20 protein-coding genes and 1 other RNA gene are annotated in these 23,737 nt (G+C 37.6%); 16 read left to right on the top strand and 5 right to left on the bottom strand.

Annotation, left to right across the window (positions count from 1 at the left end; translation table 11 throughout):
- Positions 1-177 precede the first annotated feature (177 nt).
- Positions 178-903: a MutS-related protein gene (locus ACFQ0R_RS00010; RefSeq protein ID WP_449314334.1), complete on the top strand. Its 726-nt coding sequence runs from the start codon at positions 178-180 to the stop codon at positions 901-903.
- A 112-nt stretch (positions 904-1,015) separates the two neighbouring features.
- Here ACFQ0R_RS00010 and ACFQ0R_RS00015 read toward each other — a convergent pair whose 3' ends face one another.
- Positions 1,016-1,870 carry an HIT family protein gene (locus ACFQ0R_RS00015; protein ID WP_379656314.1) on the bottom strand — a complete coding sequence of 285 codons (855 nt, stop codon included), beginning with the start codon at positions 1,868-1,870 and terminating at the stop codon, positions 1,016-1,018.
- Positions 1,858-2,973: an HNH endonuclease domain-containing protein gene (locus tag ACFQ0R_RS00020; protein ID WP_379656315.1), complete on the bottom strand. Its 1,116-nt coding sequence runs from the start codon at positions 2,971-2,973 to the stop codon at positions 1,858-1,860. Before ACFQ0R_RS00020 ends, ACFQ0R_RS00015 begins: the two co-directional genes overlap by 13 nt.
- Positions 2,974-3,254: 281 nt before the next feature.
- On the opposite strand from ACFQ0R_RS00020, the gene ACFQ0R_RS00025 reads away from it, so the two are divergent.
- The 4 genes from ACFQ0R_RS00025 (at position 3,255) to ACFQ0R_RS00040 (ending at position 5,986) form a co-directional block, all read left to right on the top strand.
- Positions 3,255-4,031 carry a DUF7829 domain-containing protein gene (locus ACFQ0R_RS00025; protein ID WP_379656316.1) on the top strand — a complete coding sequence of 259 codons (777 nt, stop codon included), beginning with the start codon at positions 3,255-3,257 and terminating at the stop codon, positions 4,029-4,031.
- 408 nt (positions 4,032-4,439) lie between these two features.
- Complete coding sequence (locus ACFQ0R_RS00030; RefSeq protein WP_379656317.1) at positions 4,440-4,838, top strand: hypothetical protein; 399 nt, start codon at positions 4,440-4,442, stop codon at positions 4,836-4,838.
- A complete protein-coding gene (locus ACFQ0R_RS00035) occupies positions 4,828-5,025 on the top strand; it encodes a hypothetical protein (RefSeq protein WP_379656318.1) in 198 nt (65 codons plus the stop codon). The genes ACFQ0R_RS00030 and ACFQ0R_RS00035 overlap by 11 nt, the downstream gene beginning before the upstream one ends.
- A gap of 340 nt (positions 5,026-5,365) precedes the next feature.
- Complete coding sequence (locus ACFQ0R_RS00040; protein ID WP_379656319.1) at positions 5,366-5,986, top strand: class I SAM-dependent methyltransferase; 621 nt, start codon at positions 5,366-5,368, stop codon at positions 5,984-5,986.
- Positions 5,987-6,082: 96 nt separating this feature from the next.
- On the opposite strand, the gene ACFQ0R_RS00045 is transcribed toward ACFQ0R_RS00040, so the two are convergent.
- Together ACFQ0R_RS00045 and ACFQ0R_RS00050 are read right to left on the bottom strand one after the other, a co-directional pair.
- Positions 6,083-6,988, bottom strand: coding sequence for a hypothetical protein (locus ACFQ0R_RS00045; RefSeq protein WP_379656320.1), 906 nt, complete (start codon positions 6,986-6,988; stop codon positions 6,083-6,085).
- A gap of 140 nt (positions 6,989-7,128) precedes the next feature.
- Entirely contained in the window at positions 7,129-7,812 is a 684-nt protein-coding gene (locus tag ACFQ0R_RS00050; RefSeq protein WP_379656321.1) for a DUF6799 domain-containing protein, read from the bottom strand.
- Positions 7,813-8,191: 379 nt separating this feature from the next.
- Here ACFQ0R_RS00050 and ACFQ0R_RS00055 point away from each other — a divergent pair, with 379 nt between their 5' ends.
- A complete protein-coding gene (locus tag ACFQ0R_RS00055; protein WP_379656322.1) occupies positions 8,192-10,282 on the top strand; it encodes a M28 family peptidase in 2,091 nt (696 codons plus the stop codon).
- A gap of 202 nt (positions 10,283-10,484) precedes the next feature.
- On the opposite strand, the gene ACFQ0R_RS00060 is transcribed toward ACFQ0R_RS00055, so the two are convergent.
- On the bottom strand, positions 10,485-10,904 hold the full coding sequence (locus ACFQ0R_RS00060) for an ABA4-like family protein (RefSeq protein ID WP_379656323.1): 420 nt from the start codon (positions 10,902-10,904) through the stop codon (positions 10,485-10,487).
- A 347-nt stretch (positions 10,905-11,251) separates the two neighbouring features.
- On the opposite strand from ACFQ0R_RS00060, the gene katG reads away from it, so the two are divergent.
- From katG to ACFQ0R_RS00110, 10 genes are all read left to right on the top strand, one after another.
- Complete coding sequence (katG, locus tag ACFQ0R_RS00065) at positions 11,252-13,573, top strand: catalase/peroxidase HPI (RefSeq protein ID WP_379656324.1); 2,322 nt, start codon at positions 11,252-11,254, stop codon at positions 13,571-13,573.
- 144 nt (positions 13,574-13,717) lie between these two features.
- Positions 13,718-14,731: an endonuclease/exonuclease/phosphatase family protein gene (locus tag ACFQ0R_RS00070; protein WP_379656325.1), complete on the top strand. Its 1,014-nt coding sequence runs from the start codon at positions 13,718-13,720 to the stop codon at positions 14,729-14,731.
- A 143-nt stretch (positions 14,732-14,874) separates the two neighbouring features.
- The gene (locus tag ACFQ0R_RS00075) at positions 14,875-17,370 is read left to right on the top strand and encodes a TonB-dependent receptor (protein ID WP_379656326.1); all 2,496 of its coding nucleotides are present in this window, start codon (positions 14,875-14,877) and stop codon (positions 17,368-17,370) included.
- A gap of 26 nt (positions 17,371-17,396) precedes the next feature.
- Positions 17,397-18,350, top strand: coding sequence for an alpha/beta hydrolase (locus ACFQ0R_RS00080; RefSeq protein ID WP_379656327.1), 954 nt, complete (start codon positions 17,397-17,399; stop codon positions 18,348-18,350).
- A complete protein-coding gene (locus ACFQ0R_RS00085) occupies positions 18,350-19,258 on the top strand; it encodes a glycerophosphodiester phosphodiesterase (RefSeq protein WP_379656328.1) in 909 nt (302 codons plus the stop codon). The genes ACFQ0R_RS00080 and ACFQ0R_RS00085 overlap by 1 nt, the downstream gene beginning before the upstream one ends.
- A 190-nt stretch (positions 19,259-19,448) precedes the next feature.
- An RNA gene (gene rnpB, locus ACFQ0R_RS00090) (RNase P RNA component class A) lies at positions 19,449-19,774 on the top strand.
- Positions 19,775-19,956: 182 nt separating this feature from the next.
- Positions 19,957-20,520, top strand: coding sequence for an RNA polymerase sigma factor (locus ACFQ0R_RS00095; protein WP_379656329.1), 564 nt, complete (start codon positions 19,957-19,959; stop codon positions 20,518-20,520).
- Positions 20,507-21,166, top strand: coding sequence for a hypothetical protein (locus ACFQ0R_RS00100; protein WP_379656330.1), 660 nt, complete (start codon positions 20,507-20,509; stop codon positions 21,164-21,166). Before ACFQ0R_RS00095 ends, ACFQ0R_RS00100 begins: the two co-directional genes overlap by 14 nt.
- An 89-nt stretch (positions 21,167-21,255) precedes the next feature.
- Complete coding sequence (locus tag ACFQ0R_RS00105) at positions 21,256-22,377, top strand: TonB-dependent receptor (protein WP_379656331.1); 1,122 nt, start codon at positions 21,256-21,258, stop codon at positions 22,375-22,377.
- 366 nt (positions 22,378-22,743) lie between these two features.
- Positions 22,744-23,580 (top strand): bacteriorhodopsin, encoded by an 837-nt coding sequence (locus tag ACFQ0R_RS00110; RefSeq protein ID WP_379656332.1) that lies wholly within the window; start codon positions 22,744-22,746, stop codon positions 23,578-23,580.
- Positions 23,581-23,737: the final 157 nt, after the last annotated feature.

The following is a 23,737-nucleotide window of genomic DNA, read 5'->3' on the forward strand; positions in this document are numbered from 1 at the left end:
TTCTTTCAAATTGAATCTACTTTACAAGGTGAGTTTGGAATTTTTATTTGGGTGATTCTTGAGACTTTAAAAACAATTTTTCTACTTGAACCACTCGTACTATTTTGCGTTTTAAAAAAATTAGATACAAAAAGAGAAGAAATAGAATGTGTTTTTAAGTTTGTTGGGCATATAGATATGCTGATTTCCATAGCATCTTTGAGAAAAGGAATTGAATCATTTTGTATACCAAATATTAATGATGGTGACAAAATTATTGCTAATGATATTAGTCATCCCCTAATTTTAAATTGTACAATTAATAGTATTGAAATTGATGAAAAATCTATACTTCTTACAGGCTCAAATATGTCTGGAAAAACTTCTTTTATTCGTANTCTTACAATTAATACATGTTTTGCGAAATCAATGACTTTTCCATTGTTAAAAGTGTTTTCAGCTATCCGAATAAGTGATGATTTGATGAATGATAAAAGTTATTATTTTGAAGAGGTTTTAACTATAAAGGAAATGCTTAATGAGAGTGGAAATGGAAATAAAAACCTCTTTCTCTTAGATGAAATTTTTAAAGGTACAAATACAATAGAGCGAATTTCTGCTGGAAAATCCGTTTTATCAGCTTTAACAAAGAATAATAATAAAGTATTGGTTTCAACCCACGACATTGAATTAACTGATATGTTATCGGATGAATACGAATTATATCATTTTAGCGAAACAGTAAATGATAATAACATAGCTTTTGACTATAAGCTGAAAGAAGGAAAACTAAATAAAAGAAACGCAATTAGGATACTTGAAATTAATGATTATCCTAAAGAAGTTGTGAAAGAAGCAAATGGATTAGCTAAAGAACTAGACAAAACGTATTTGACAAAAAACACTACAGGCAACAGCACATAAAAAAAATAGCGGATTTAGTGCTGAAATGAGAGTTTTGGGTATTTTTAGAACCTAAAGTTTAACCGAAAAAATTGTGCATCTTAAGTCGCCACTTGTGTTATGCGCGGAAAGTTCAATACTCCTTCTTCTCAGGAATAACACCCCTAACTCCACCACGTGGATTTTCAACATCACCTTCATAACGAGGGATGATATGAATGTGTACATGAGAAATGGTTTGCCCGGCAGCTTCATTGATGTTAATGCCAATAGTAAAACCATCGGGATTGAATTGGTCTTGTAAGTCTGCTTTAATCAGGTTGACCAGAAACCAGCAGGCGGATTGCTCTCTAAAGCTGAGGTCGAAATAGTTGGATACTTTTCTTTTAGGAATAACCAAGGTGTGACCTTCAGAAACGGGAAACTTATCTCTAAAGGCAAAACAGCTTGCCAGTTCGCCAACTCCTTCTTTGGGTTCCAGGCGTTCAAAAAACGGACTGACTTCAGGTTTATTTTGGTTGAGATAGCAATACTGCTGGAATTCATAAATCTCCACATTGTCGTTTTTAAACACACTTTTAAAAGGCAAAATCACATTGGTTTGATAAGTGGGCACTTTATGAACAAAATGAGTTCTAAAACCAGCTTTTGTAATATCCCGTCTTACACTGAAGTAGGCTTTGCCTCCAAACTTTAAAAGTCTGGATACCTCATACAGGACTTTAGCCTGCTCCTGACTCTTAAGCACGTTCAGCACATAATGACAGAGAATGGTATCGTAAGTTTTAGTCGGATACTCAGGAAAATAATAGGGATCGTAGCCAATGACATCAATCCCTTTGGCTTTTAGTTCTTCTACATCCTTTCCAAATCCACAGCCAAAATCCAGCGTTTCACCTAGGATCAATTCCTTCTCGAGTAAAAGCCGAGTAGGGTAGGACATTTTATCCCTTTCTTTGGCGGTGCGGTGTGAGTTTATATTTTCCATTCTTCAAAGCCTCTATTTTCAATCAAATAATTACAACTTTCTTGAAGTTGTTCTATTCCTTTTTCTTTCCAAACAGAAAAAGGATGATTTCCAAGAAGTGCAATTTGAATTTCCTTTTTAAATCTATTTGATTGCTCTTTGTAAATAATATCCCAATAATCCAAGATTAAATCTTTCTGCTTTTCTATCATTATTGGAGGAGGTATTTTATCTTTCTTGCTATTTCTATTTAGAGACGAACTTGAAGGCAATAAGTTCCATAAATCATTATTTTTCCAAACTGAGAAAGGTATAACATGGTCAACATCGTACTTATTTAGCTTTTTACCTGTCCAAACACAATAAACTTTTCCTGTTTTCTCAAGAATACTTTTGTATAATTTTTTAGATTCTAAAATATCTCTTTCAGTTATTGGACTTTTCAAAACTTCACTGAGTACTTTTTCAGTAGATAAATTATTATTAGACGCATTTACTGAGAATTCAGCCCATTGGAACAATATGGAATCTTGCCCGTTGATAAAACTGCCAAGAAGCTTAAAAGCTTCATAATATTCAATTGGAATAGAAAAACTACCAAAATCGTTAATCAATCGTTCAATATCGATACCAGATGAATTACTTAGCCGTGTAGTATTCTCACGAACGTAAACAGAATAGAATTCATGATTTATTGAGCGGCCAATATATCTCATTGGCATCTTTGTAATTGTGTTTCTCAATTCTTTAGTTAACTTAAAAAAATCAGTTTTTAAGTCAGCAGGAATACCTTTGTTTTTTAAATCGTTATAGAAAGCCGAGAAACCACCTCTACTTTTATAGTTTTCAATCAGTTTTATAAACTGAAGTTCAAAGGCTAGATTTGCATTACTGTTAATTTGAGGAATTTTAGTTTTTGATTCTAAAATTGGATAATAATACAAAAGCCACTTTTCGATTAACAGTCCAGTTGGAATGTGAACACGATTTTCACGAATATCTATATATGGAGAATTATCCTGAATGATATCAATTGTTCCACGTAACAAAGCAAACTTATAAGTACTGCTCTTACTATCGCGTTCGATGATTTTACTGATATTAGAGAATATCTTTCTGTCCATTAATTTTAAAATATTTATTTTAAGCTATAACCGGATAAAAAATTCAAAAAGAATCTGAATTTAAAATGGTTAAATATTTGCTTTAAAACTAACTATTTAAGAAGCATGAACAAAACATTTTCAAACTTATAAGTTCAATTATTAAAAATTAGATTTTATTTCATACCCACCACTTAAACTATTTAAAAGTTTGGTATTTATTTTAAATTTATGACAAAAAACACAAGCTAAATTCAAGATCAAACGTTGGGGCATAACACTAAAAATCGAGTAGAGGCGAAGTGATCACATGGAGGAAGTACATCGTAGATAAATATGTCGAGAACCTGGAGTTGAGTTTACTCGGCAAGCCTTATAACTCTGAGTATATTCATGACTTTAGTTTCAATACCGAGGAGCAGGCTTATCTGGAATCAAAGTTCAATCTCAAAGCATTTCTCAACACCGAGACGCCTTTGATTGCGCTTATGAATGCAGATAAAAAGGACTTGGTCAACCACTTTTTGCTTCACACTGAATTCAAAGTCAGTGTAAATGAAGTAAGACGAGATCAAACCTTGTTTACCTACTATACAGGTTATTACCTGAGTAAGCCAAAGGCTGACCTGAGCGAGAACTACCTGATGTATCAGTACGAAATGACTAGCTTGTTTTCTAAAGGCTATATGGTAAAGGAGCAAGATTTTGAGTTTATGAAGCCGTATAGAGACTATACAGATCCAAGGCAATTGAAGTACATCATGTTTGCCTCTTATGTGCTCAAACTGGATGATAAGAACTTAGTCTATAGTCTGTCTCGTCATATAGAACTTATCACCAGCCTCACCAGCGTCAAGACGGGAAAGCAAATCGGGTTTTACAAAACCGTGAAAGATCAGATCCTAAGAACCAGCCTTGCCAAGAGTGCTTACCAGAATGAAATTATTTCCTACATAAGAAAACACAGGAAAACAGAGTATAAAGACATTGAAAAGCGACTTCTTGAGGAGAGGTTGAATGTTTCGGAACGCATACAAAATCCAGAATTGCTCAGTGTTTTGAATCTGTTGAATTTGTGAAGTGACAGGCTTCTCTTCACTCTCAGTTCGATCACCGTCAGTTCGAGCCCGCCTGAGGCGGGCAGGTGTCCCGACAGGTTTTGTCGGGATGTATCGAGAACTCGACCTAACGGATGTATTTTTTCTAATTACTTGGTGTTCTAGTATAAACCCAGTTCTCGATACATCCGCCTGAGGCGGACACTCGAACTGACATTTCGAGAACTCGACCCAACGCATACTCAAATCTTCTATTTAAAATAATGCTTTGAGAAATCAGTTCCGCCTGTCTTACTTTTCGATACATCCGCTTGTGGCGGACACTCAAAGTGACAGGCTTCTTGATACAACCGCTTGAGGCGGATACCCCTTTGGATTAGTTTTAAAAAAAAACACTAACTTTCCCCACCCAATTTAACCCCATCCATCATGTCTATTGAAAACACAGAATCCCAGCTCAACCGATTTGACTATTCTTATGAAAGAAAGTCTGAGCTTATCGAAATCAAACTGGGTTTCGGATTGAGAATGAATGTCCATTTTTCAGAAGATGGAAATATCAAAATAGAAGACAAACTGGTGAGTTGGAATATTTTGACCGGCGTCCTGGAGATGAGTATTAAGGGGGCTATAATATACAATTTTATCGGAACGGTCCTTCTCGGATTTCTTTTCCTATTCTATTTCTTTTCCGATTTTGAAGCAGAAAAATTAAGTCTCTTAGTCATGTTTTTGATTGTTATTTTTTGGCAAATTGTTTTTACAAGCTTTTACTTGATAAAAGCCGGCCACATGAAACACACCTTAATACGTTGGAATGAAAACTAAAAAAATACTCCGTCTGTCTTTAGGGTATGCTATTGTTCTGGGGTTTATAGCTTTAGGTTTTTTTATATTAACTAACTCTGATAGCCTTTTAGGTCAAAGTATTGGCCTTTTAAATATTATTCTTTTTGTAGGCTTTATGATTTGGTCAGTTTACAAATTAACCAAAAGTTCTAAAGTGAAGTTATAATTTCAAGTTGAAGTTATTGATCTTAAAATCATAAGACTAATTCAAATTAAATTAAGAATAATATTGGATTATAGAAACATAGTTACTCATCTAACATCCTATGCAAAAAAAGAAATTTAATTACTGGCAGATTATGGCATTTATAATAGTCTTCATTATTGCTTATACCATTTTTTCGGATTGGGAGCAGTTTAAAAAGGGACTTTTAGGCATGGCACCTTAAGTTTACTGATAACCAGGGTAACGATTTTGACTATTTTGAAGAAATGAAACTTCCTTTTTTATCTTCGAGGCCCTGCTTAATTAATGTAATTTTGTATTCCACATAAATTATATAAGAATGCAAGATTTTGACCGTAAGTCCCACTGGGAAACGATATACAAAACCAAGGAGTTGAAGAACGTGAGTTGGTTTCAACCTACTCCCGAAACGTCCTTGAGTTTCTTTGAGCAATTTGAGCTGCCCAAAACTGCCAGAATCATTGATGTTGGTGGGGGTGATAGCTTGCTGGTAGATCATTTACTGGACAGAGGCTTTAAAGATATCACTGTGCTGGATATTTCTGCGGAGGCTATCGACAGAGCTAAGCAGCGCCTTGGCGACAAGGCTAAGCATGTCAGCTGGATTGTTTCCGACATCACTAAATTTCAACCTACAGAAACTTATGACTTCTGGCACGACCGTGCAGTATTTCACTTTCTGACGGAGGACAACGAGATTTCCACGTATGTAGAAACGGCTCAAAAGGCTATTAAGCAAGACGGAGTTTTGGTGATAGGAACCTTTTCTGAACAAGGACCTACTAAATGTAGTGGTATTGAGATCAAGCAGTATTCAGAAACCAGCATGACTGAAACTTTCAAAACCAATTTTGAAAAAGTAGACTGTGTGACTGTGGATCATACAACGCCTTCAGGTTCGGTACAGAACTTTGTGTTTTGTAGTTTTAAGAAGAAGTAAACTCTGGTCAGTTCGAGCCCGCCTGAGGCGGGCAGGTGTCCCGACAGGTTTTGTCGGGATGTATCGAGAACTCGACCCAACGTGAGCTAACATCTTTTAATTAAATTTATAACTAACACCTACCATCCAGTAAAAGGTGTTTTCAAGATCTTCTTCAAAAACGGTTGAATCTACAGTTAAAGAAGCTGGGTTTTGTGGAACTACCAAAACAGGTAGAAACGATAGTATAAAAGGCCTGGCCACATACCACATAGGGATACTAAACTCAAAGGCCATAAGACCAAACTTTTCACTTTCATTAAGAACAACTGTTGTGGTGGTTGGAGTTGTGCTGCCTCCAGGGCCTTGACCTGAACTTGATCCCTGACTTCTTTGACTGCCAAAGCGATTATTTATATAATACTCTTCATAGAAATTTTGAGAACCTAAAAAGACACCTACAGTCGGAGATATTTGAAAATCTCTTTTTTTAGTAATAAAATTATGGCTTATTTCAGAGGATAATATAAAATCTGAACTGCTGTTATTGTTGAAAAAGGTAGTGAGTGCTAGTGATACATCTATAACATCAAAATCGTATCCAGCTGAAGCAGTGATATCCGCTTCCACTTCAGAAATTACATTATAACTGTCTGTATTAAAGAAGTATTTGGTGACTGAGAGGTCGCCTCTAAATTTTTCGGTAGTAATTTCATACCCCAGAGTGCCTAAAAACAGATCGATTCTACTTTCATTTGATTTAGTAAGGTAAGAAAGGGATCCAGTTGCATAAAGACCAGTTTTGTTGTAATAGGTAATGGACGGAAAGGCATAGGGGGCGCTAATAGAGTCTTTTCTTCCCATATAAACCGCATCACTTATAAAATTTAATCCCAAATAAAAGTATGACTTAGCCTTAGTTTTGTCTCGCTTTTCTGAAGCTGTTGTAGTTTGACAATATGATGTATGGTAACCTACAATAAGCAATAACAGAACACTAAATTTTAAGAGATAAAATTTCATCTGTTTGTTTTTATGGGTTTTTACTTGATAGATGTTACACTTGTATCATCCTGCTTATGAGTATGAACTTAATTGTTAAGATTCCTAATTACGGCGAGTTTAAAAGGGATTTTTAAGTAAAAATCCCTTTTAATTCTCATTTAAGAACCGCCTTTTTTTTGTTGTTTCTTAATCTGAGTTTTCTGAAGCTTTCGAGGTTTTTTCTGAGCTTTATTTTTTAGGTTAGATGTATTATTGATCATTTTTCTATGTTGAAAACTGTTTTTAAACCGTTCACCATTCATATTTAAACATTCTCCGTCTTGAAGACGTGCGCGTTTACGATCTTGTGTCTGATAGGATCCATCCGGATTAACAGTGGTACCAGTGCTGAGTTTTAATTGTTCCTGAACTTTATCCTGTGTTTGGTTTCTGATTTCATAGACTTCACCATCAATAAGCATAATTTGATATCTGTTTTGGTTACGCTCTTTAATTTGTTCTTGAGTTAAGCCTTTGTTTTCCTGTTGAACTTTGTACCGATACTGATATTCATTTCGGTATTTCACCCCATCTTTATCCAGACATTCACCATCTTTCAGACTCAATATTTGATAGTCTTTGGTCTTGTAGGTTCCGTCAGGATTTACCGTGGTTCCATCATTTAAAATAATTTGATCCCTTAATCGGGTTTGGTCACGATCTCTGATGTGTAAAAGATCCCCATCAACTAACATAACACGTTCCCGATCTCTGTCTTGTGTTTTGTCCTGCATCTGGTCTTGTGCATTTATAGACGATATACCTATAAATACGGTTGCCGCTAATAAAATTAATGTTTTCATCACGCTTATTTTTTAGAATTAATATCATACTAAAGATACCCTTTTTTAATGTTTAATTAACTGATATTCATAGGTTTATGTTATTTTTTTTCTTCGCAGGTAGCTTCGATACGATTTTCTATCGAAAATCACTCAGCCCCCAGTTTTAAGTTGGTCATTGAGAGTCCCTTTCATTTGTGTCAGTTCGAGCGAAGTCGAGAACTTGACTTCATCAATTTTAATTTTTTTCACTACTCACTACTCACTACTCACTCAAAAACTCAGCTACCAATTCTAAATTATTAAAAGAAAAAAGAAAAACAGTGCGTGATCAACGAGCAACTAAAAACGAAAAAAATTTATGTAAATTCATCGCCAGAATCTTAAAATTCAGCAACTCATGAGAGGACTTCTTTTTAGTTTAAGTTTAATTACAACACTTGCCATTCAGGCTCAGGACTTTACAGGATATAGTGACAAAGACGCTAAGGCACAGGAACAACTTGAAGCTCAGTTTAGAGAGAACATAGATAAAACTCGGTTTAAAACCCATCTCAAAACCCTTACCGAAAATCCACATATTGCAGGCACACCAGCCAACGAAAAAGTTAAAGACTACATCGTTAAAAGCATGAGTCAGGCCGGACTGGATGTCGAGACCTATCCTTATGAAGTCTATATGAGTAGCGGCCCTGGCGAGTCTATGGTTGAAATTATTTCACCAGAAGCTATAGTTTTGGATCAGCAGGAAAATGCATTGGATGAAGATCCTTATTCCAGGCATCCCGAGTTGGTGAAAGGCTGGAATGCCTACTCAGGCAGTGGCGATGTCACTGCTGAGGTGGTGTATGCCAATTACGGCACCAAAGCTGATTTTGAAAAGCTGGAGGAGCTTGGTGTATCCGTTAAAGGTAAAATCGTTATTGCCCGTTACGGCGGTAACTTCCGTGGCTATAAAGCCAAATTTGCCGAAGCTCATGGTGCAGCAGGACTTATCATTTACACCGATCCTAAAGATTCTGGTTTTACACGTGGATTGGTATTTCCGGAAGGTGTGTATTACAACGATAGTGGCATTCAGCGTGGCTCATTGCTCACTGCCGACTGGACTGGCGATCCGCTGACGCCCTACGAACCGGCTTTGCCTAGAGATCACAAAAACGCTCCGGATCGATTAGACCCCAAAGATGCTGGCTTGCATACGATTCCTGTAACACCGATTTCCTATGGTGCAGCCGACCATATTTTTAAACACATGAAAGGTGAGGTTGTCCCTCAAAACTGGCAGGGTGGTTTGCCCTATACCTACAGACTTCAAGGGGCCGCTGACTTGAAAGTGAGGCTAAAAGTCGATCAGCCTAAAGAATTTACTGAAGTTTACAATATCGTGGGTACGCTGAAAGGAAAAACGCATCCCGATGAGTGGATTATACTGGGTTGCCATTACGATGCCTGGGCGTTTGGTGCCACAGATCCTAACTCGGGAACGGCTATGCTTTTGAGCCTGTCTGAAACTTTAGGTGAAATGGCTAAAAACGGTAAACGTCCAGATCGTTCTATTCTTATTGCACATTGGGATGCAGAGGAGCACGGCGTGATAGGGTCCAGCGAATGGGTGGAGCAGTTCAAGGATGAGCTCAAAGCCAAGGCGGTTGCCTACATCAATCTCGATGCGGCAGTATCGGGCAAAAACTTCAGAGCTTCTGCAGCACCAAGTCTTAAAACCATCCTCGCCGAAGCTACCAAAAAAGTCGATTATCCTTACTCAGATGAAACGGTTTATGAACACTGGTCAAAAGAAAATGACGAACCAAGCATTGGCAATTTAGGTGGTGGTTCAGATCACATCGCTTTCTATATGCACGCAGGAGTACCTTCACTTAGTGGTGGTGCCAGCGGACCAACCCTATACCACACCAACTACGATGATTTTTTCTTTTACGAAAACTTCGTCGATCCCGAATTCCAGATGGGGCCAACGGTGGAGGCCGTTATGGGAACGCTCAGCTTACGTCTGGCTAATGCCACTTTGCTGCCTTACGATGTGGTGAAATACGCTACAGATCTGGATGCGCATTTTAACCATGCTGAAGAACAGGTGAGTAGTTTTTATTCTGATTTTGCTGGGTTCAAGGCTTCAACCGCTGCGATATCCAGCTTACATACTTCTGCCAACTTAGTGGCGAAAGCCTTTGAGGAACGTCTTAAAAACCAAAAGATAAGCAGGAAAAAAACGAAAAAACTGAATGCTCTGCTCCTGGATCTCGAAAAAAGCTTTTTGTATTCTGATGGTATGCCTTACGGAGACTGGTACAAATCTCTCTATGCTTCTTCAGACCCGTTTAGCGGCTATGCCTCCTGGATTCTGCCAGGCCTACAGTATCAAATTGAAATGCAAAACAAAGAAAAGCTTTCCAAATGGGATGAAATCTACGCTAAAGCGATAAGAGACCTGGATCAGAAGCTAGTTGATATTTTGGAGAAAATATGAAGTTGAGCGGAATGAAATAGTCGTGAGTCACTGTCAGTTCTAGTGATTCTTTAGCCTTTTTTAAGCCGAAGAGTCACTTGAACCTGACTGTACTTAAACTATAATTTTTAGAAGGATTAATGTTTTTTAGACCAGAGGACTTCTCGATACTATTTAATGCTCAACCACTTCTTTAGTCTGTATGTAAAGCCATGACTAGCTCCTAGCTTAGTTTTCTGGTCTTAGTTACTTTAATAATAAAGTACAGCAGGTATCCAACGGGGCCAAACATAAAGCAGAGCAGCAAACACGGGATGATCAAGAAATGATTAATATTCTGCTTTCGCGATTGATTCAATACCCAGTTACCGACAAGTAAGTCAAAGACCAGGTAGTGTACCCATCCAGTGAGGACAGCTTCATCTGAGGAAAACATTGCCTTGATCCCTTCTAGCTTACTAAAAGACTCCATGTCAAAACTGCCTAAACCTTTGATCACATATATAAGATACACAACAGCCATAGCTGCCGAAAAGGTATAAATGACAGGGTTTCTCCAGGACTTACCAGGGAAGAAAATGAGAATTAACCAGGCTGGTAGGACAATAGTATTAACGATCTGAAATACATCTGATGCAGTCATAAGTCTTAGAATTTTGAATCTAAATTTACATATTATTTTACAGGTTTCGGTTTACTGTTAACTATTTGTAGAGTGTAGAGTCCTGAATAGGATTGACCGTTCTGCTTTATGTACTGATTTATTTTTTTATCATTTGTAAATAGTTTTAAACGGTCAACGCTATTTAAATCAGGTCGGTTCATTTCTCAGTATTAAAAATCTATTAAACTGACAGCTAAAGCATTGATTCAATAAACCTTCTAACTATTACAAAATCTTATTCTTTTATCAGAAACAATAATTTTATCTAACACCTAAATTTGATTTTTAGTTTTAAATTTGATATTCAATTCAAATTAATTTAACCTATGAAAAATTTACTAATTGCAGTATTCAGTTTGTTTACAGTAGCTGTTTTTGCTCAACAGAGTGCTGAAGCTGAATATAAGACCTGTCCAGTCACAGGGATTAAGATTAAAGTGAAGGATGGAGAGAATCCTCACGCCAGCATGCAGGCTAATGCAACGAAAGAGCCAGCTGAGACTGAAAAAACCAAAAGAACTGGTGGTAAAGATTGGTGGCCAAATAGCTTAGACTTAAGCATATTAAGACAGCATACTTCAAAATCAAATCCAATGGGTGAAGATTTTGACTATAGAGAAGCTTTTGCTGCACTGGATTATGAGCAATTAAAAGCTGATCTGGTTGAAGTGATGACGACATCACAAGATTGGTGGCCAGCAGACTACGGGCATTACGGTCCATTTTTTATTCGTATGTCATGGCACAGTGCCGGTACTTACCGAACTGCAGATGGCCGCGGAGGTTCCCGTGATGGTCAGCAACGTTTTGCACCAATTAATTCCTGGCCAGATAATGCCAACCTGGATAAAGCAAGACGATTATTATGGCCGATCAAGCAGAAGTACGGTAAGAGTTTATCATGGGCAGATTTGATGATCTTGGCAGGAACTGTTGCTTACGAAGACATGGGATTAGAGATCGCAGGATTTAGTGGTGGTCGTGAAGATACATGGGAGCCAGCCAGTACTGTATACTGGGGCCCGGAAGACGAGATGTTGGCTAATGATAAGCGTTACGACGTTGAAGGAAATTTGGAACGTCCATTAGCTGCTGTGCAAATGGGACTGATATATGTAAACCCTGAAGGCCCAGACGGAAAGCCAGATCCTGCACTTGCTGCAAATGGCATTCGTGAAACTTTTGGTCGTATGGGAATGAATGATAAAGAAACAGTAGCTCTTATTGCTGGTGGTCATACTATTGGTAAGTCACACGGTGCTGCTGAGGCAAGCCATGTAGGACCAGAACCTGAAGCTGCACCAATCGAAAATCAGGGTTTAGGCTGGATGAGCTCTTACGAATCTGGTAAAGCTGAGCACACAATAACTTCTGGACTTGAAGTGATATGGACTAAAACCCCGGCAGAATGGAGTCAGGGTTACTTTAAGTCTCTATTCGAAAACGAATGGGAATTGACTAAAAGTCCTGCAGGAGGTTACCAATGGATTGCAAGCGATGCAAAAGCTGATTATCCCGATGCTCATATTGAAGGTAAGTTTCATAAACCTACAATGTTTACCACTGACCTGACGATGATCAAAGACCCTGAGTATTTGAAGATTTCTAAATTCTTTTATGAGAATCCAGAAGAATTCAATAAAACATTTGCTCAAGCCTGGTTTAAACTAACGCATAGAGATATGGGGCCAAAGTCCACTTATATAGGACCTGAAGCTCCAGCGGAAGACTTTCTTTGGCAGGATCCAATTCCTGAGGCAGATTATGAAATGATCACAGCAACTGATATTGATGCTTTGAAATCTGAAATTTTGAATTCTGGATTATCAACTTCAGAACTGGTAATCACAGCATGGAATTCAGCTTCTACCTACAGAGATTCAGACAGAAGAGGTGGAGCAAACGATGCGAGAATAAGACTAGAGCCAATGCGCAGCTGGGAAGCAAACAATCCAAAACAATTGGATAAAGTGCTTTCAAAATATGAGTCAATTCAGAAGAAATTCAACAAGAAAAATTCAACTAAGAAGGTATCGATTGCAGATTTAATTGTTCTTGGAGGTAATGCAGCTATTGAAGATGCAGCAGAACAAGCTGGACATAATGTCTCAGTTCCTTTCACTCCAGGAAGAACAGATGCTTCACAAAAGCAAACAGATGTTGAGTCAATGCAATTGCTTAAGCCAATGGCAGATGGATTCACCAACTATCAGGGTAAGCGGTATACACTTTCAACTGAAGAGTTGATGGTAGATAAAGCCCAGTTACTTACTCTTTCAGCACCAGAAATGACTGTGCTGGTAGGTGGAATGAGAGCCTTAGGTGCAAATTATAACAATACCGACCATGGTGTGTTCACTGATAGAGCAGGGCAATTAACAAATGACTTTTTTGTAAACTTGCTGGATATGAGTACAAAATGGGAGGCTAAAGATGAGTCTAGACGAGTATTTATTGGAAAAGACAGATCTACTGGTGAAATGAAATGGACTGCAACTCGCGCAGATTTAATTTTCGGATCTAACTCTGAATTAAGAGCTTTAGCAGAAGTTTATGCTACTGAAGATTCAAAGGAGAAATTCGTAAACGACTTTGTAAATGCATGGTCAAAAGTGATGGAACTAGATCGTTTTGATGTAAGAATGTAAATTGATTGCATTTATTATCCCAAAAGCCCTGCAATTTCAGGGCTTTTTTTTTTGTTTATTTTTAAATAATAAATTTAAACTTTTCATGATGCTGTATTAACCTGGGTAAGCCTCAATTTTAAGTGCTTTAGAAAAAAAATAAGCATGAAAAAAATAGGTTTAAGTTTGATAGTAATTTTAGTTGGTTTTCTAGGCTTTTATGTCTGGGCTACGTCTGGAGAATTGAGTTCAACTAAAGACCGCTATGTGATTTATAACAATACAGATTCAGTTGAAATCGAAAAGGATACACTTTCGATTATGACTTTCAATATTGGTTATTTATCTGGGATGACCAATAATAAAGCTGTAGAGAGAAGCGAAAAATTATTTAATGACAACGCCAAGTCTTTATTAGATCTTCTAGGGAATGAATCTGTCGATATTTTAGCAATGCAGGAGATAGACTTTGCAAGTTCCAGGAGTTTTGATATCGATCAACTTGAACTTATTCAGCGAGAAGGTGAATTCAGTTTTGGAGCAAAAGCGATAAACTGGGATAAACACTATGTTCCGTTTCCGTATTGGCCTTTACCACTTCAGTATGGTAAAATCCAATCTGGTCAAGCCATTGCAAGTAAGTTTAAAATCTTAACAAACGCTATCGATATCCTTGAAAAACCAATAGATCAGCCATTTTATTACAATGATTTTTATTTGGATAGATTGATACAAACGTCAAAGATTTTAGTTAATGGAAGAGAACTGACTGTCATGAACATACACCTTGAAGCTTTCAGTGAAGAAACAAGAGCTATTCATCTGAAGGTTGTTTTTGAAAAATTTAAAAAACTCGCCTCTCAAGGACCAACTATTCTATTGGGAGATTTTAATGAATCTTTACAACCTCTGGAAACTTCGCTGATGCATCCTTTTTATAAGGACCCCAATTTTGGTCATGCGATTTCAATAGATGAGTTATCCAACTTTGGAGATGAACACTTTACATTTAGTGCTGAAATGCCAAAAGTAAAGATAGATTACATATTTTACTCTTCAGAATTTATTGAACTGCTAGAGGCAAAAAACATAAGGAAAACGAAATTATTATCAGATCATCTTGCAGTGATGATGCGATTTCAATTTAAAGAAGTTAATGAAAATTTATCTGTGCGTTAATTCAATATTAGCTTTGATCAAGTAAAGTGTTTTGCCTTAATATTTTATTAACCTTTTCTCGTCTTGTGTTAACGTTTTAATGCTTTTCTCTTAAAGTTGACTCGGTTCTGTACGTCTACTTTTGGGAAAAACAAAAAACAACTATGAAACAGATTTATTTATTCGCCGTGCTTTTAAGCCTATTTAGCTTTACAGGTTTTTCTCAAACCTATTCAATTTCAGGACAAGTGAGGGATACAGACAAAAACCTGATTCCTGGTGCTAATGTGATGATTCCTGGACTTAACAAAGGAACTGTAACGAGTGCCAACGGCAAATTTGAACTTAAAAATATTCCAGAGGGTAGTTATGATTTAAAGATTACCTATTTAGGTTTTGAAACTATAGAACAATTAGTGGAAGTGACCGATAATGTTGAGTTATCAATTTCGTTAAAAGAAGCAAACTATATGCTGGACGGAATTATGGTTTCAGCTCAGAAGCGCGAGCAAAAGAACAAGGACGTACCTATTGCAATCACTTCCTATGGAGGGAAATTCTTAGAAAGCACCAATACCTTTGAGTATGATGCACTTTCAGAATTTGTACCAGGACTGCAGATTCAAATACAAAGTGTGAATAATCCTGGTATTGTGATTCGCGGGATTACTTCAGATAGTGGGGATTCGCGTGTGGAACCAAGAGTATCTGTATTTCAGGACGGTGTGTCTATCAGTAAATCCAGAGGTTCTGTAGTCGAGCTTTACGACATGGAACGTGTAGAAGTTCTGAAGGGTCCGCAAGGAACCTTATTTGGCCGTGGAGCTCAAATTGGTGCTGTGCATCTGATTCAAAATAAAGCTAAAAATCAAAAATCAGGGTTTTTAAAGGCTGCTTACGGAAATTATAATCAACGTATCATTACGGGTCATGTCAACACTCCTGTTGTGGAAGATAAACTCTTCGTCAGATTGGCAGGAATTTACAACGCAAGAGATGGTTATATTGATAATCTATCTGGTGGTGATCTTAATGGAAAAGAAACTTTAGCATTCAGAGGGTCATTGAAATATTTGATGGGTGAAAAAACCACCCTTGATGTCATTGCAAACTGGCAAAGAGATACACCTCCCGGAACTTCATTTAAAAGTGGACGCTTTGCACCAATAGGAGGCGATACCAATCCTAATACATTTGCTGATCTTGAAAGAGGAGAGGAACTTGGAGTTGATAGAGATGTCTGGGGACTTACAGCAATACTCAAGCATGATATTTCAGAAAACTGGGATTTAACTTCAATAACAGCATACCGAGAATTTGACTCTGATGAGGCTTTTGATGCTGATGGTACAGTAGCTCCAGTTTTATTTTTCAGAGAACAATCGGAAGGGAAACAATTTAGTCAGGAATTAAGATTCAATTTTGACACCAATGAAAACTTTAGAGGCTTTGTTGGAGCTAATTTCTTTGCCGAAGATGGTTCTCAGTCTGTTCCATTAGAAATTAACGAACAGAGCTTTGCGGCTTTACTGCTGGCTCCAGATAATTTTTTAGTCAACGGGATACCAACATTAATTCCTAATATTCCAAATGATCCTGCTTTTGGTCCGTTAGCAGGTGCACCTTTACAAGAATTCAATACAGAGAGATCAACAAATTTTGGTGAAAATTATTCAGGAGACCTATTTGTAGATGGCTCTTATGATATTACCGGCAAATTAACTGCAACATTAGGTTTGAGAGCTACCTGGGAGAATATCAATGCTGGACTGGAAGTAGAAAACGCAGATCAGCCTGCGTTTTTGGGTAACTTTGTAGGAAGTTTTCCAAACAATATTTTTGCTCCTACCAACGGCAGGCGAAAGGCCAGTGAAAACTTCACCTCTGCAGTTGGACGTTTTGCCTTGAATTATGATTTTAATGAAGAAGTCTCTGTGTTTGGAAATGTTGCCAGAGGTAGAAGACCAAACGTGATCAACGTCACTGCTACAGATGTAAATGTATTATCGGATGAGACTGTATGGTCTTATGAGTTAGGTTTTAAATCCTTATTCTTAAATAACAGATTACAATTTGATGCGAATGCGTTTTATTATGACTACCAAAATTTCCAAACGACAATCGCTACGCTAGATCCAGACGATGGTTTAGTTATTATTCCAAACGATAGCGGTAGTGCAACCTCTTATGGCTTTGAAACCTCATTCCAATATGCAGTAAGTAAAGACATCAGCTTTTTCGCAAACTATGGTTACATAGATGCTACATTTGATGATGTAGATGAGGACGGAAATGAGCAGGCGCTTGCAGGCAATCGTTTCCGGCTAACTCCAGAACACTCATTCTCTCTTGGGGGAAATATAGATGTTTCTTTGACAGATCGTTTAGAAGCATTTTTCTTACCTACTTATTCTTACAAATCTGAAGTTTTCTTTGAAGAGACCAATTTACCTAACATTTCGCAAGAGGGTTATGGATTACTAAATTTAAGATTAGGTTTGAGATTAGATCAAACTAAAGAACTGACCTTTTTTGTAACCAATGCTTTGGATGAGGAATTTATAATAGATGCCGGGAATACAGGTGGAGCATTTGGAATTCCTACTTTTATCGCTGGTCCGCCAAGATTCTTTGGAGCTCAATTTTCAGTCAGATTTTAATTAGCTTTAACCATAAAAATAGACTTATGAAAATCACCTTAAAATTAATAGTCATGAGCTGGATGCTGTGGATTTCTCCACAGCTTTCCGCTCAATCTATATCAAATTATAGTATTGAAACCATAGATGAATGGATTGAAGAACAAGAAACCGAGATTTTAGATTTAAAGAAAGACAACAACGCTATGATTTCCTGGGCTAAAGAACCAGAGACATTAACAGATCTGGTGTTTGTATATCTACATGGTTTTGGGGCAAGTAGAATGGAGGCAGAGCCAGTAATTTCTAAATTAGCCAAAGAATTTGAAGCCAATGTATTTTATGCAAGGCTCAAAGGACACGGCAGAAGTGGAGTGGAAGGATTTGAAGAACTGACCAAAGAAAAATACTTGGCTTCAGCTGAAGAAGCCTTAGAAGTAGGTCGGCTTTTAGGAAAAAAAGTGGTGCTGATAAGTACATCAACAGGCGGAACTCTCAGTTTACATTTAGCTTCCAGGCATAAAGATATCGCTGGATTACTTCTGTATTCCCCTTTTGTAGGTCTCAAAAACCCTATGATGGCACAGATTACAACACCTCAAGGGAGAGAGCTATTCAAATCTATGATTGGAGGTGAAGTACAAAAAATGGATCGCCCAGAGCCTGAGTCAAATTACTGGTCAACCGAATATCATATCAATGCTTATGTTGCACTGATTGGCATGCTCAAAGAAACAATGACTCCTGAAACTTTTAAAGCTGTGAATTGTCCTGTTTTTATGGCGTATTATTATAAAAATGAAGAAGAGCAGGATAAAGTAGTTTCTGTATCAGCCATGATTGACATGTACAATCAACTTGGAACTCCTGAAGAATTAAAACATAAACAAGCTTTTCCAGAAACTGGAAATCACGTGATTGCCAGTGAATTGAGGTCCAATGACTGGGTATCCGTTTTAGAAGAAAGTCAAAAATTTATTCAAGATAAAATCAAAAAGTAATGAAATACCTTATCATGTTATTACTTACCTTACCAACACTAAATGCTCAAGCTCAAAACGGTAAAGCTATCTCAAAATCGACAACATATAAATTTGATCTGCAGGGACATCGTGGCGCAAGAGGTCTGTCTCCAGAAAATACTTTGCAGGCGTTTCAAAAAGCCTTGGAGCTTGGGGTGAACACGCTTGAACTGGATTTAGCTATTACTAGGGACAAACAGATAGTTGTCTCTCATGAGCCCTGGATGAATGCAGACATTTGTTTAGATGCCGATGGAAATGACATCGAAAAAGCTAACGAAAAGTCATTTAATATTTACCAAATGACTTATGAGGAGGTGAAAGCCTTTGACTGTGGGAGCAAATACAACCCTGCTTTTCCTGAACAAGACTTAGAGTCTGCCTATAAGCCACTTCTTAAAGAGGTCCTGCATATGGCAGATAGTCTAAGCAAAAATCATGGTCAAAAAATCAACTACAACATTGAACTAAAAAGCCTGCCAGAGGGCGATGACGTCTACCATCCAACACCAGCTGAATTTGTCAGGCTGGTCATGGGTCTGTTGCAACAGGAAACAGATATGAATCGGGTGAATTTACAGAGCTTTGATTTTAGGATATTACGAGAACTCAACACGTCCTATCCGGAGGTTAGGCTTGCTGCTTTGGTTTATAACTCAGACCTTGAGACAGCCCTGGCAGATTTAGGATTTGTCCCCGAGATTTATAGTCCGTATTTTCCGCTGGTAAATAAAAAACTGGTGAATGATGCTCACGACTATGGAATGAAAGTAATTCCCTGGACGGTTAATGAGTACGAGCAAATGAAAACTCAACTAAAATATGGTGTTGATGGACTCATCACCGATTATCCCGATCTAGCTTTGAAGTTGAGGAAAAAGAAGTAGTTCTGAGTCATCCAGGAGCTTTTAGGTAGTAGGGAATAGGAGTTAGGAAAATTAATAATTCTTAATTCAAAATTTAAATTTACATTTTCCAATCCACGAAAAACCCAAAACGCTTAACCAAAAACAGTCAACGCAAAACGAATACACGAATAAACCACTACCCATATCCCAAAATTAAACTTACTTTTGCGCTGCAGGTCGCCCTATCGCTGTCTCGTCCCGATAATTATCGGGACAGGAGAGAGGAAAGTCCGGACACCATAGCACAACATAGCGGGTAACGCCCGTCGTCCGCCTTTGGCGGAAAGGACCAGTGCAACAGAAAGCAAGTACAGTTCGGCTGTAGTGAAATCGGTAAACTCTATGTGGTGAAATGTTATGTAAACCAAGGCTTGAGGGTTGTGCGCCCAATCTTGGAGGGTAAACAGATCGAGATTTTTGGCAACAAAAATCCTAGATAAATGATAGGGACCCAACTATTGGGGACAGAATCCGGCTTATAGACCTGCTTTTTTTTCTTTTCTGAATTTGCTCAGTACTTATTTTACTACCTCCCGATAATTACCTCAACCCCCGTATAACCTATGAGTGGATGTTTGGTGAGGATGAAACTTAAAACGCTTTAAAAATAAATTTAAACCTTCAGGCAACGCTGAAGGTTTTTTTATCGTCTATATTTATAGACACACATCTCAACTGTGAAACTGATAAAACTACATAAAGACTTAGAGCAAACCATTCAGGACGCTCAGCGCCATAATCAAAAGGCACAGTATCGTCTTTACAAGCAGTTTGCTCCCAAAATGCTGTCGGTATGCAGACTTTATATTTCAGATCTTCACCATGCTGAAGATGTGATGTCCACAGCTTTTGTAAAAGTTTTTAAACATTTGAATAGCTACGAAAACAAAGGCAGTTTTGAAGGCTGGATCCGTAGAATTATGGTGAGAACAGCCATAGATTTTTTAAGACAACAGAAACGTATCGAATTTTCTACAGATGTTGTAGAACAATTTGAAGTGGTCGAGATGCCATGCCTCACCGAATGGTCTGTGGATGAACTCCAGGGCTTTATAGACCAATTGCCTGAGGGCTATAAATTGGTGTTTAGCATGCATGTGATAGAAGACTATTCTCACAAAGCCATCGCCAAAACGCTTAACATTACAGAAGCCACCTCGAGATCGCAGTTGTTTAAAGCCAAGCGACTGCTCAAAACTAAATTAGAAACATATAGATCCTCCTCTCATGGACAAGTTTAAAAGCGATATACAGCATAAATTCAGTCAGCGGAACCTCCAGCCTACGGATGAAGCCTGGGGAAAAATCACCGGAGAATTAGCCACTTCTCGCACAAATAAAACTAAAAGCCTTTGGCTTTGGAGCGGTATTGCCGCCGGGTTTATCGGGCTTTTAGTTTTACTTACCCCACTGTATTTTTCGACAAGCACTAATGAAGCTGTGGTAAATTCAGAAAAAAAGGAAAGTAATGGAATTGTTAGTGCAAGAGAAAGTATGGCTTTAGTGAATCAACTAAAAAGCAGAGGAATACAGGTAGCATCAATCAGGCTGCCGGAATCTAGAGTTATAATAAAAAAGGCTAAACCTATTAGCACCAATACCTTAACACCTACCCAGCTAAAAGCTAACACCTTATTAGCTGAAGTAGAGCAGGAGCTGGAAAAAGAGCGGTTTAGTCAGCAGAACTTAAATGAAGTGGAAGCTTTACTGGCTCAGGCAAGGACCGATTTATCTTCAGAAAAAGAGCAACAAATTTTTGATCAACTAAGCGCTGAATCTCTGCTTGCTGAGGTAGATCTTGAAAATTCAGACTCTTTTAAAGACAAAATATGGAAATTGATAGAAGTGAATTTTAACGAATTAAAGTCTAGCCTAGGTGCTAGATAACCAAATCAAATTACAGCTATGTTGGCGCCCTTTTTTAAAAGCATAACTGTTTTATTTATTCAATGTTTAACCTAAAAAAAAAAGAAACTATGCCTATAAAAATTACAATCATCTTAGCCCTTTTCGCCAGTTTATGGAGTCAACAGCTTCTAGCACAAAACAGAGATTTTTCGATCTTTACTGAGAATGAAACTTTAGAGTTAAAACAGCTTTTCAACAGGATTGAAACTGAAGAAAAGAGCTTTTTGAGCATGAAAGTGAGTAAAATCAATTCCCAACTGAAAAAGGGAGACCTTTCATCTCCTGAAGCTGAGGAACTCAAGATGGAGGCTGCGAAAGAGTCTGCTATAAACATAGAAGAAGCACAGGAATTACTCATTGACTGGGCTTCATTTCAAAAAAGGAAATATGGCGAAGTAGATTTTGACCAGTTTGAAGACTATGATTCTTATTTGTCAATAATTGATGAACTGGGTTTAAATCCGTCAAGTTTTACCTTTAATCTCTTTGAACTTTCATCTAAAAAGGAAGTTTCACAGGATACCTTAAAAAACAGAGACCTTCCCTATTCATCCAGAACAAGTGGTTCAGTGTTCTCGAGTTTGTCTTTCAATAATGCGGTTTTGGAGGGAGGAAGTATAGACGATACCCCCTTCAAATTTGGAGGTAGCCGTAGCTTTGAGATCGGTTATGAATGGAGTACGCGAATTTTTAAAGAAAGCAATTTCTTAAGGATTAATTATGGAGTTTCAGTACAGTTTAATGGACTCAAGCCAAAGAACAATAACATTTTTGTAGAAAATGGGCATCAGACCAATTTAGAGCCTTTTGAGTTTGATTTAGACAAATCAAAATTCAGAATGGATAATTTAATCGTTCCGGTTCATCTTCAGTTTGGAAGCTCAAAAACAACAGTTCTGAATAACGGTAATAAGCGCTTTAGCGATCATGATTTTAAAGTGGGTCTGGGTGGATTTGCAGGTATTAATTTATTGAATACTCAGAAGTTAAAGTACAATAACAGCCGAACTGATGTGAAGCTTCGTGAGCGGGATGACTTCAATACCAATGATCTTTTGTACGGCCTCAGTGCTTATATAGGTTGGGAGAATGTGGCGGTCTTTGCTCAATATAACCTCAATTCCATTTTCAGCGATAACCTGACCGACTTGAATAATTTCCAGATCGGTGTGAGAACGCATTGGGATTAAGTTGATAAAATCAAAACCCAAAAGGCTCCTGTTGAACAACAGGAGCCTTTTGGGTTTCTTCTTTTCTAGACTCGGCGAATGTGACTCATGAAGAAACTTCTTTATATTTGAATGTATTCCGCTCAATTCGCTGAGTCTTTTGTTGAAGCTTACAGTTCTGATAGCAGAGCATCCTGTTACTTTTTTAAAATTCATATTTCAATTTTTATTCAGTAAAACCCATGGAAGAAGTCTGTCTCACTATGCAATGCTGTGTTTTTTAGGTGATCTGTTAAAAGTCTTAAAGATTAAACAATCTACTTTAAATTTAACGTATTGAATACATTTTTTTTAAATTTAGGGTTACTAACACATAAGACAATAATTATGAACGAATTAAGAAATGCGAATTTTGAGAATTACATTGGTCTATACCAGGGGTTTAGCGAGATGGCTTACCAGATGGTTGCTCATGTTTTGACGCTGGGCTATGCAGTGATGCTGGCCGGTTTATTATACTTTGTACTAACTATCAAATCGGTAGCACCAAAGTATAGAATATCCTCTGTTTTATCGGTTGTGGTCATGGTTTCAGCGTTTTTACTGCTCTATGCTCAATCCAACAACTGGACCAGTAGCTTTGTTTTCGACGCTGAGAGGGGGCTTTACTTTTTAGGTTCGGGAGAAGATTTATTTAATAATGGATACCGTTATCTCAACTGGCTGATTGATGTACCGATGTTACTTTTCCAAATCTTATTTGTGGTCAGTTTGACCAAATCGAAATTTAGCAGTATTAGAAATCAGTTCTGGTTTTCAGGTGCGTTAATGATTATTACGGGTTATATCGGTCAATATTATGAAGTGACGAATCTTCCTGCTTTCTTTATCTGGGGTGCTATTTCTACCGCCTTTTTTATTCACATTTTATTCGTGATGAATAGGGTGATCAAAGAAGGTAAAGAAGGAATTCCTGATAAAGGTAAAAAGATTTTACAGGGCATTTGGGTATTGTTCCTATTTTCCTGGTTCTTATATCCAGGTGCTTATCTAATGCCACATTTATTAGGTGTCGAAGGTGGATTCTTTAATGAAGCTGGAGTTGTAGGAAGACAAATGACCTTTACCGTTGCAGATATAGCTTCTAAGGTCATTTATGGTGTGCTTCTAACCAATTTAGCTATGGTTTTAAGTAAATCTGAAGGGTATAAGCAAGAAGCTTAGTTCCGCTTAAATCTATAAAAAAAAGGTTCCGGCTTAAAGCCGGAACTTTTTTTTTCAGTCATAACTTATCATTCCGACGACAGGAGGATTTTTCTCTCTCGATAATCAAAGCTTCCTCAGTCGCTGCCAAGGCTTCTTCCCAGCCGTAGGTATGACA

The sequence above is a fragment of the Psychroflexus salinarum genome (assembly GCF_042677225.1).
Classification (GTDB): domain Bacteria; phylum Bacteroidota; class Bacteroidia; order Flavobacteriales; family Flavobacteriaceae; genus Psychroflexus; species Psychroflexus salinarum.

Bases quoted from the DNA above. Each gene is read 5' to 3' on its own strand.
- ACFQ0R_RS00100 (WP_379656330.1), top strand. From the start codon at position 20,507: ATGGACAAGTTTAAAAGCGATATACAGCATAAATTCAGTCAGCGGAAC.
- ACFQ0R_RS00105 (WP_379656331.1), top strand. From the start codon at position 21,256: ATGCCTATAAAAATTACAATCATCTTAGCCCTTTTCGCCAGTTTATGG.
- ACFQ0R_RS00030 (WP_379656317.1), top strand. From the start codon at position 4,440: ATGTCTATTGAAAACACAGAATCCCAGCTCAACCGATTTGACTATTCT.
- ACFQ0R_RS00020 (WP_379656315.1), bottom strand. From the start codon at position 2,973: ATGGACAGAAAGATATTCTCTAATATCAGTAAAATCATCGAACGCGAT.
- ACFQ0R_RS00040 (WP_379656319.1), top strand. From the start codon at position 5,366: ATGCAAGATTTTGACCGTAAGTCCCACTGGGAAACGATATACAAAACC.
- ACFQ0R_RS00055 (WP_379656322.1), top strand. From the start codon at position 8,192: ATGAGAGGACTTCTTTTTAGTTTAAGTTTAATTACAACACTTGCCATT.
- ACFQ0R_RS00110 (WP_379656332.1), top strand. From the start codon at position 22,744: ATGAACGAATTAAGAAATGCGAATTTTGAGAATTACATTGGTCTATAC.
- ACFQ0R_RS00080 (WP_379656327.1), top strand. From the start codon at position 17,397: ATGAAAATCACCTTAAAATTAATAGTCATGAGCTGGATGCTGTGGATT.
- katG (WP_379656324.1), top strand. From the start codon at position 11,252: ATGAAAAATTTACTAATTGCAGTATTCAGTTTGTTTACAGTAGCTGTT.
- ACFQ0R_RS00045 (WP_379656320.1), bottom strand. From the start codon at position 6,988: ATGAAATTTTATCTCTTAAAATTTAGTGTTCTGTTATTGCTTATTGTA.
- ACFQ0R_RS00085 (WP_379656328.1), top strand. From the start codon at position 18,350: ATGAAATACCTTATCATGTTATTACTTACCTTACCAACACTAAATGCT.
- ACFQ0R_RS00060 (WP_379656323.1), bottom strand. From the start codon at position 10,904: ATGACTGCATCAGATGTATTTCAGATCGTTAATACTATTGTCCTACCA.
- ACFQ0R_RS00050 (WP_379656321.1), bottom strand. From the start codon at position 7,812: ATGAAAACATTAATTTTATTAGCGGCAACCGTATTTATAGGTATATCG.
- ACFQ0R_RS00070 (WP_379656325.1), top strand. From the start codon at position 13,718: ATGAAAAAAATAGGTTTAAGTTTGATAGTAATTTTAGTTGGTTTTCTA.
- ACFQ0R_RS00035 (WP_379656318.1), top strand. From the start codon at position 4,828: ATGAAAACTAAAAAAATACTCCGTCTGTCTTTAGGGTATGCTATTGTT.
- ACFQ0R_RS00075 (WP_379656326.1), top strand. From the start codon at position 14,875: ATGAAACAGATTTATTTATTCGCCGTGCTTTTAAGCCTATTTAGCTTT.
- ACFQ0R_RS00015 (WP_379656314.1), bottom strand. From the start codon at position 1,870: ATGGAAAATATAAACTCACACCGCACCGCCAAAGAAAGGGATAAAATG.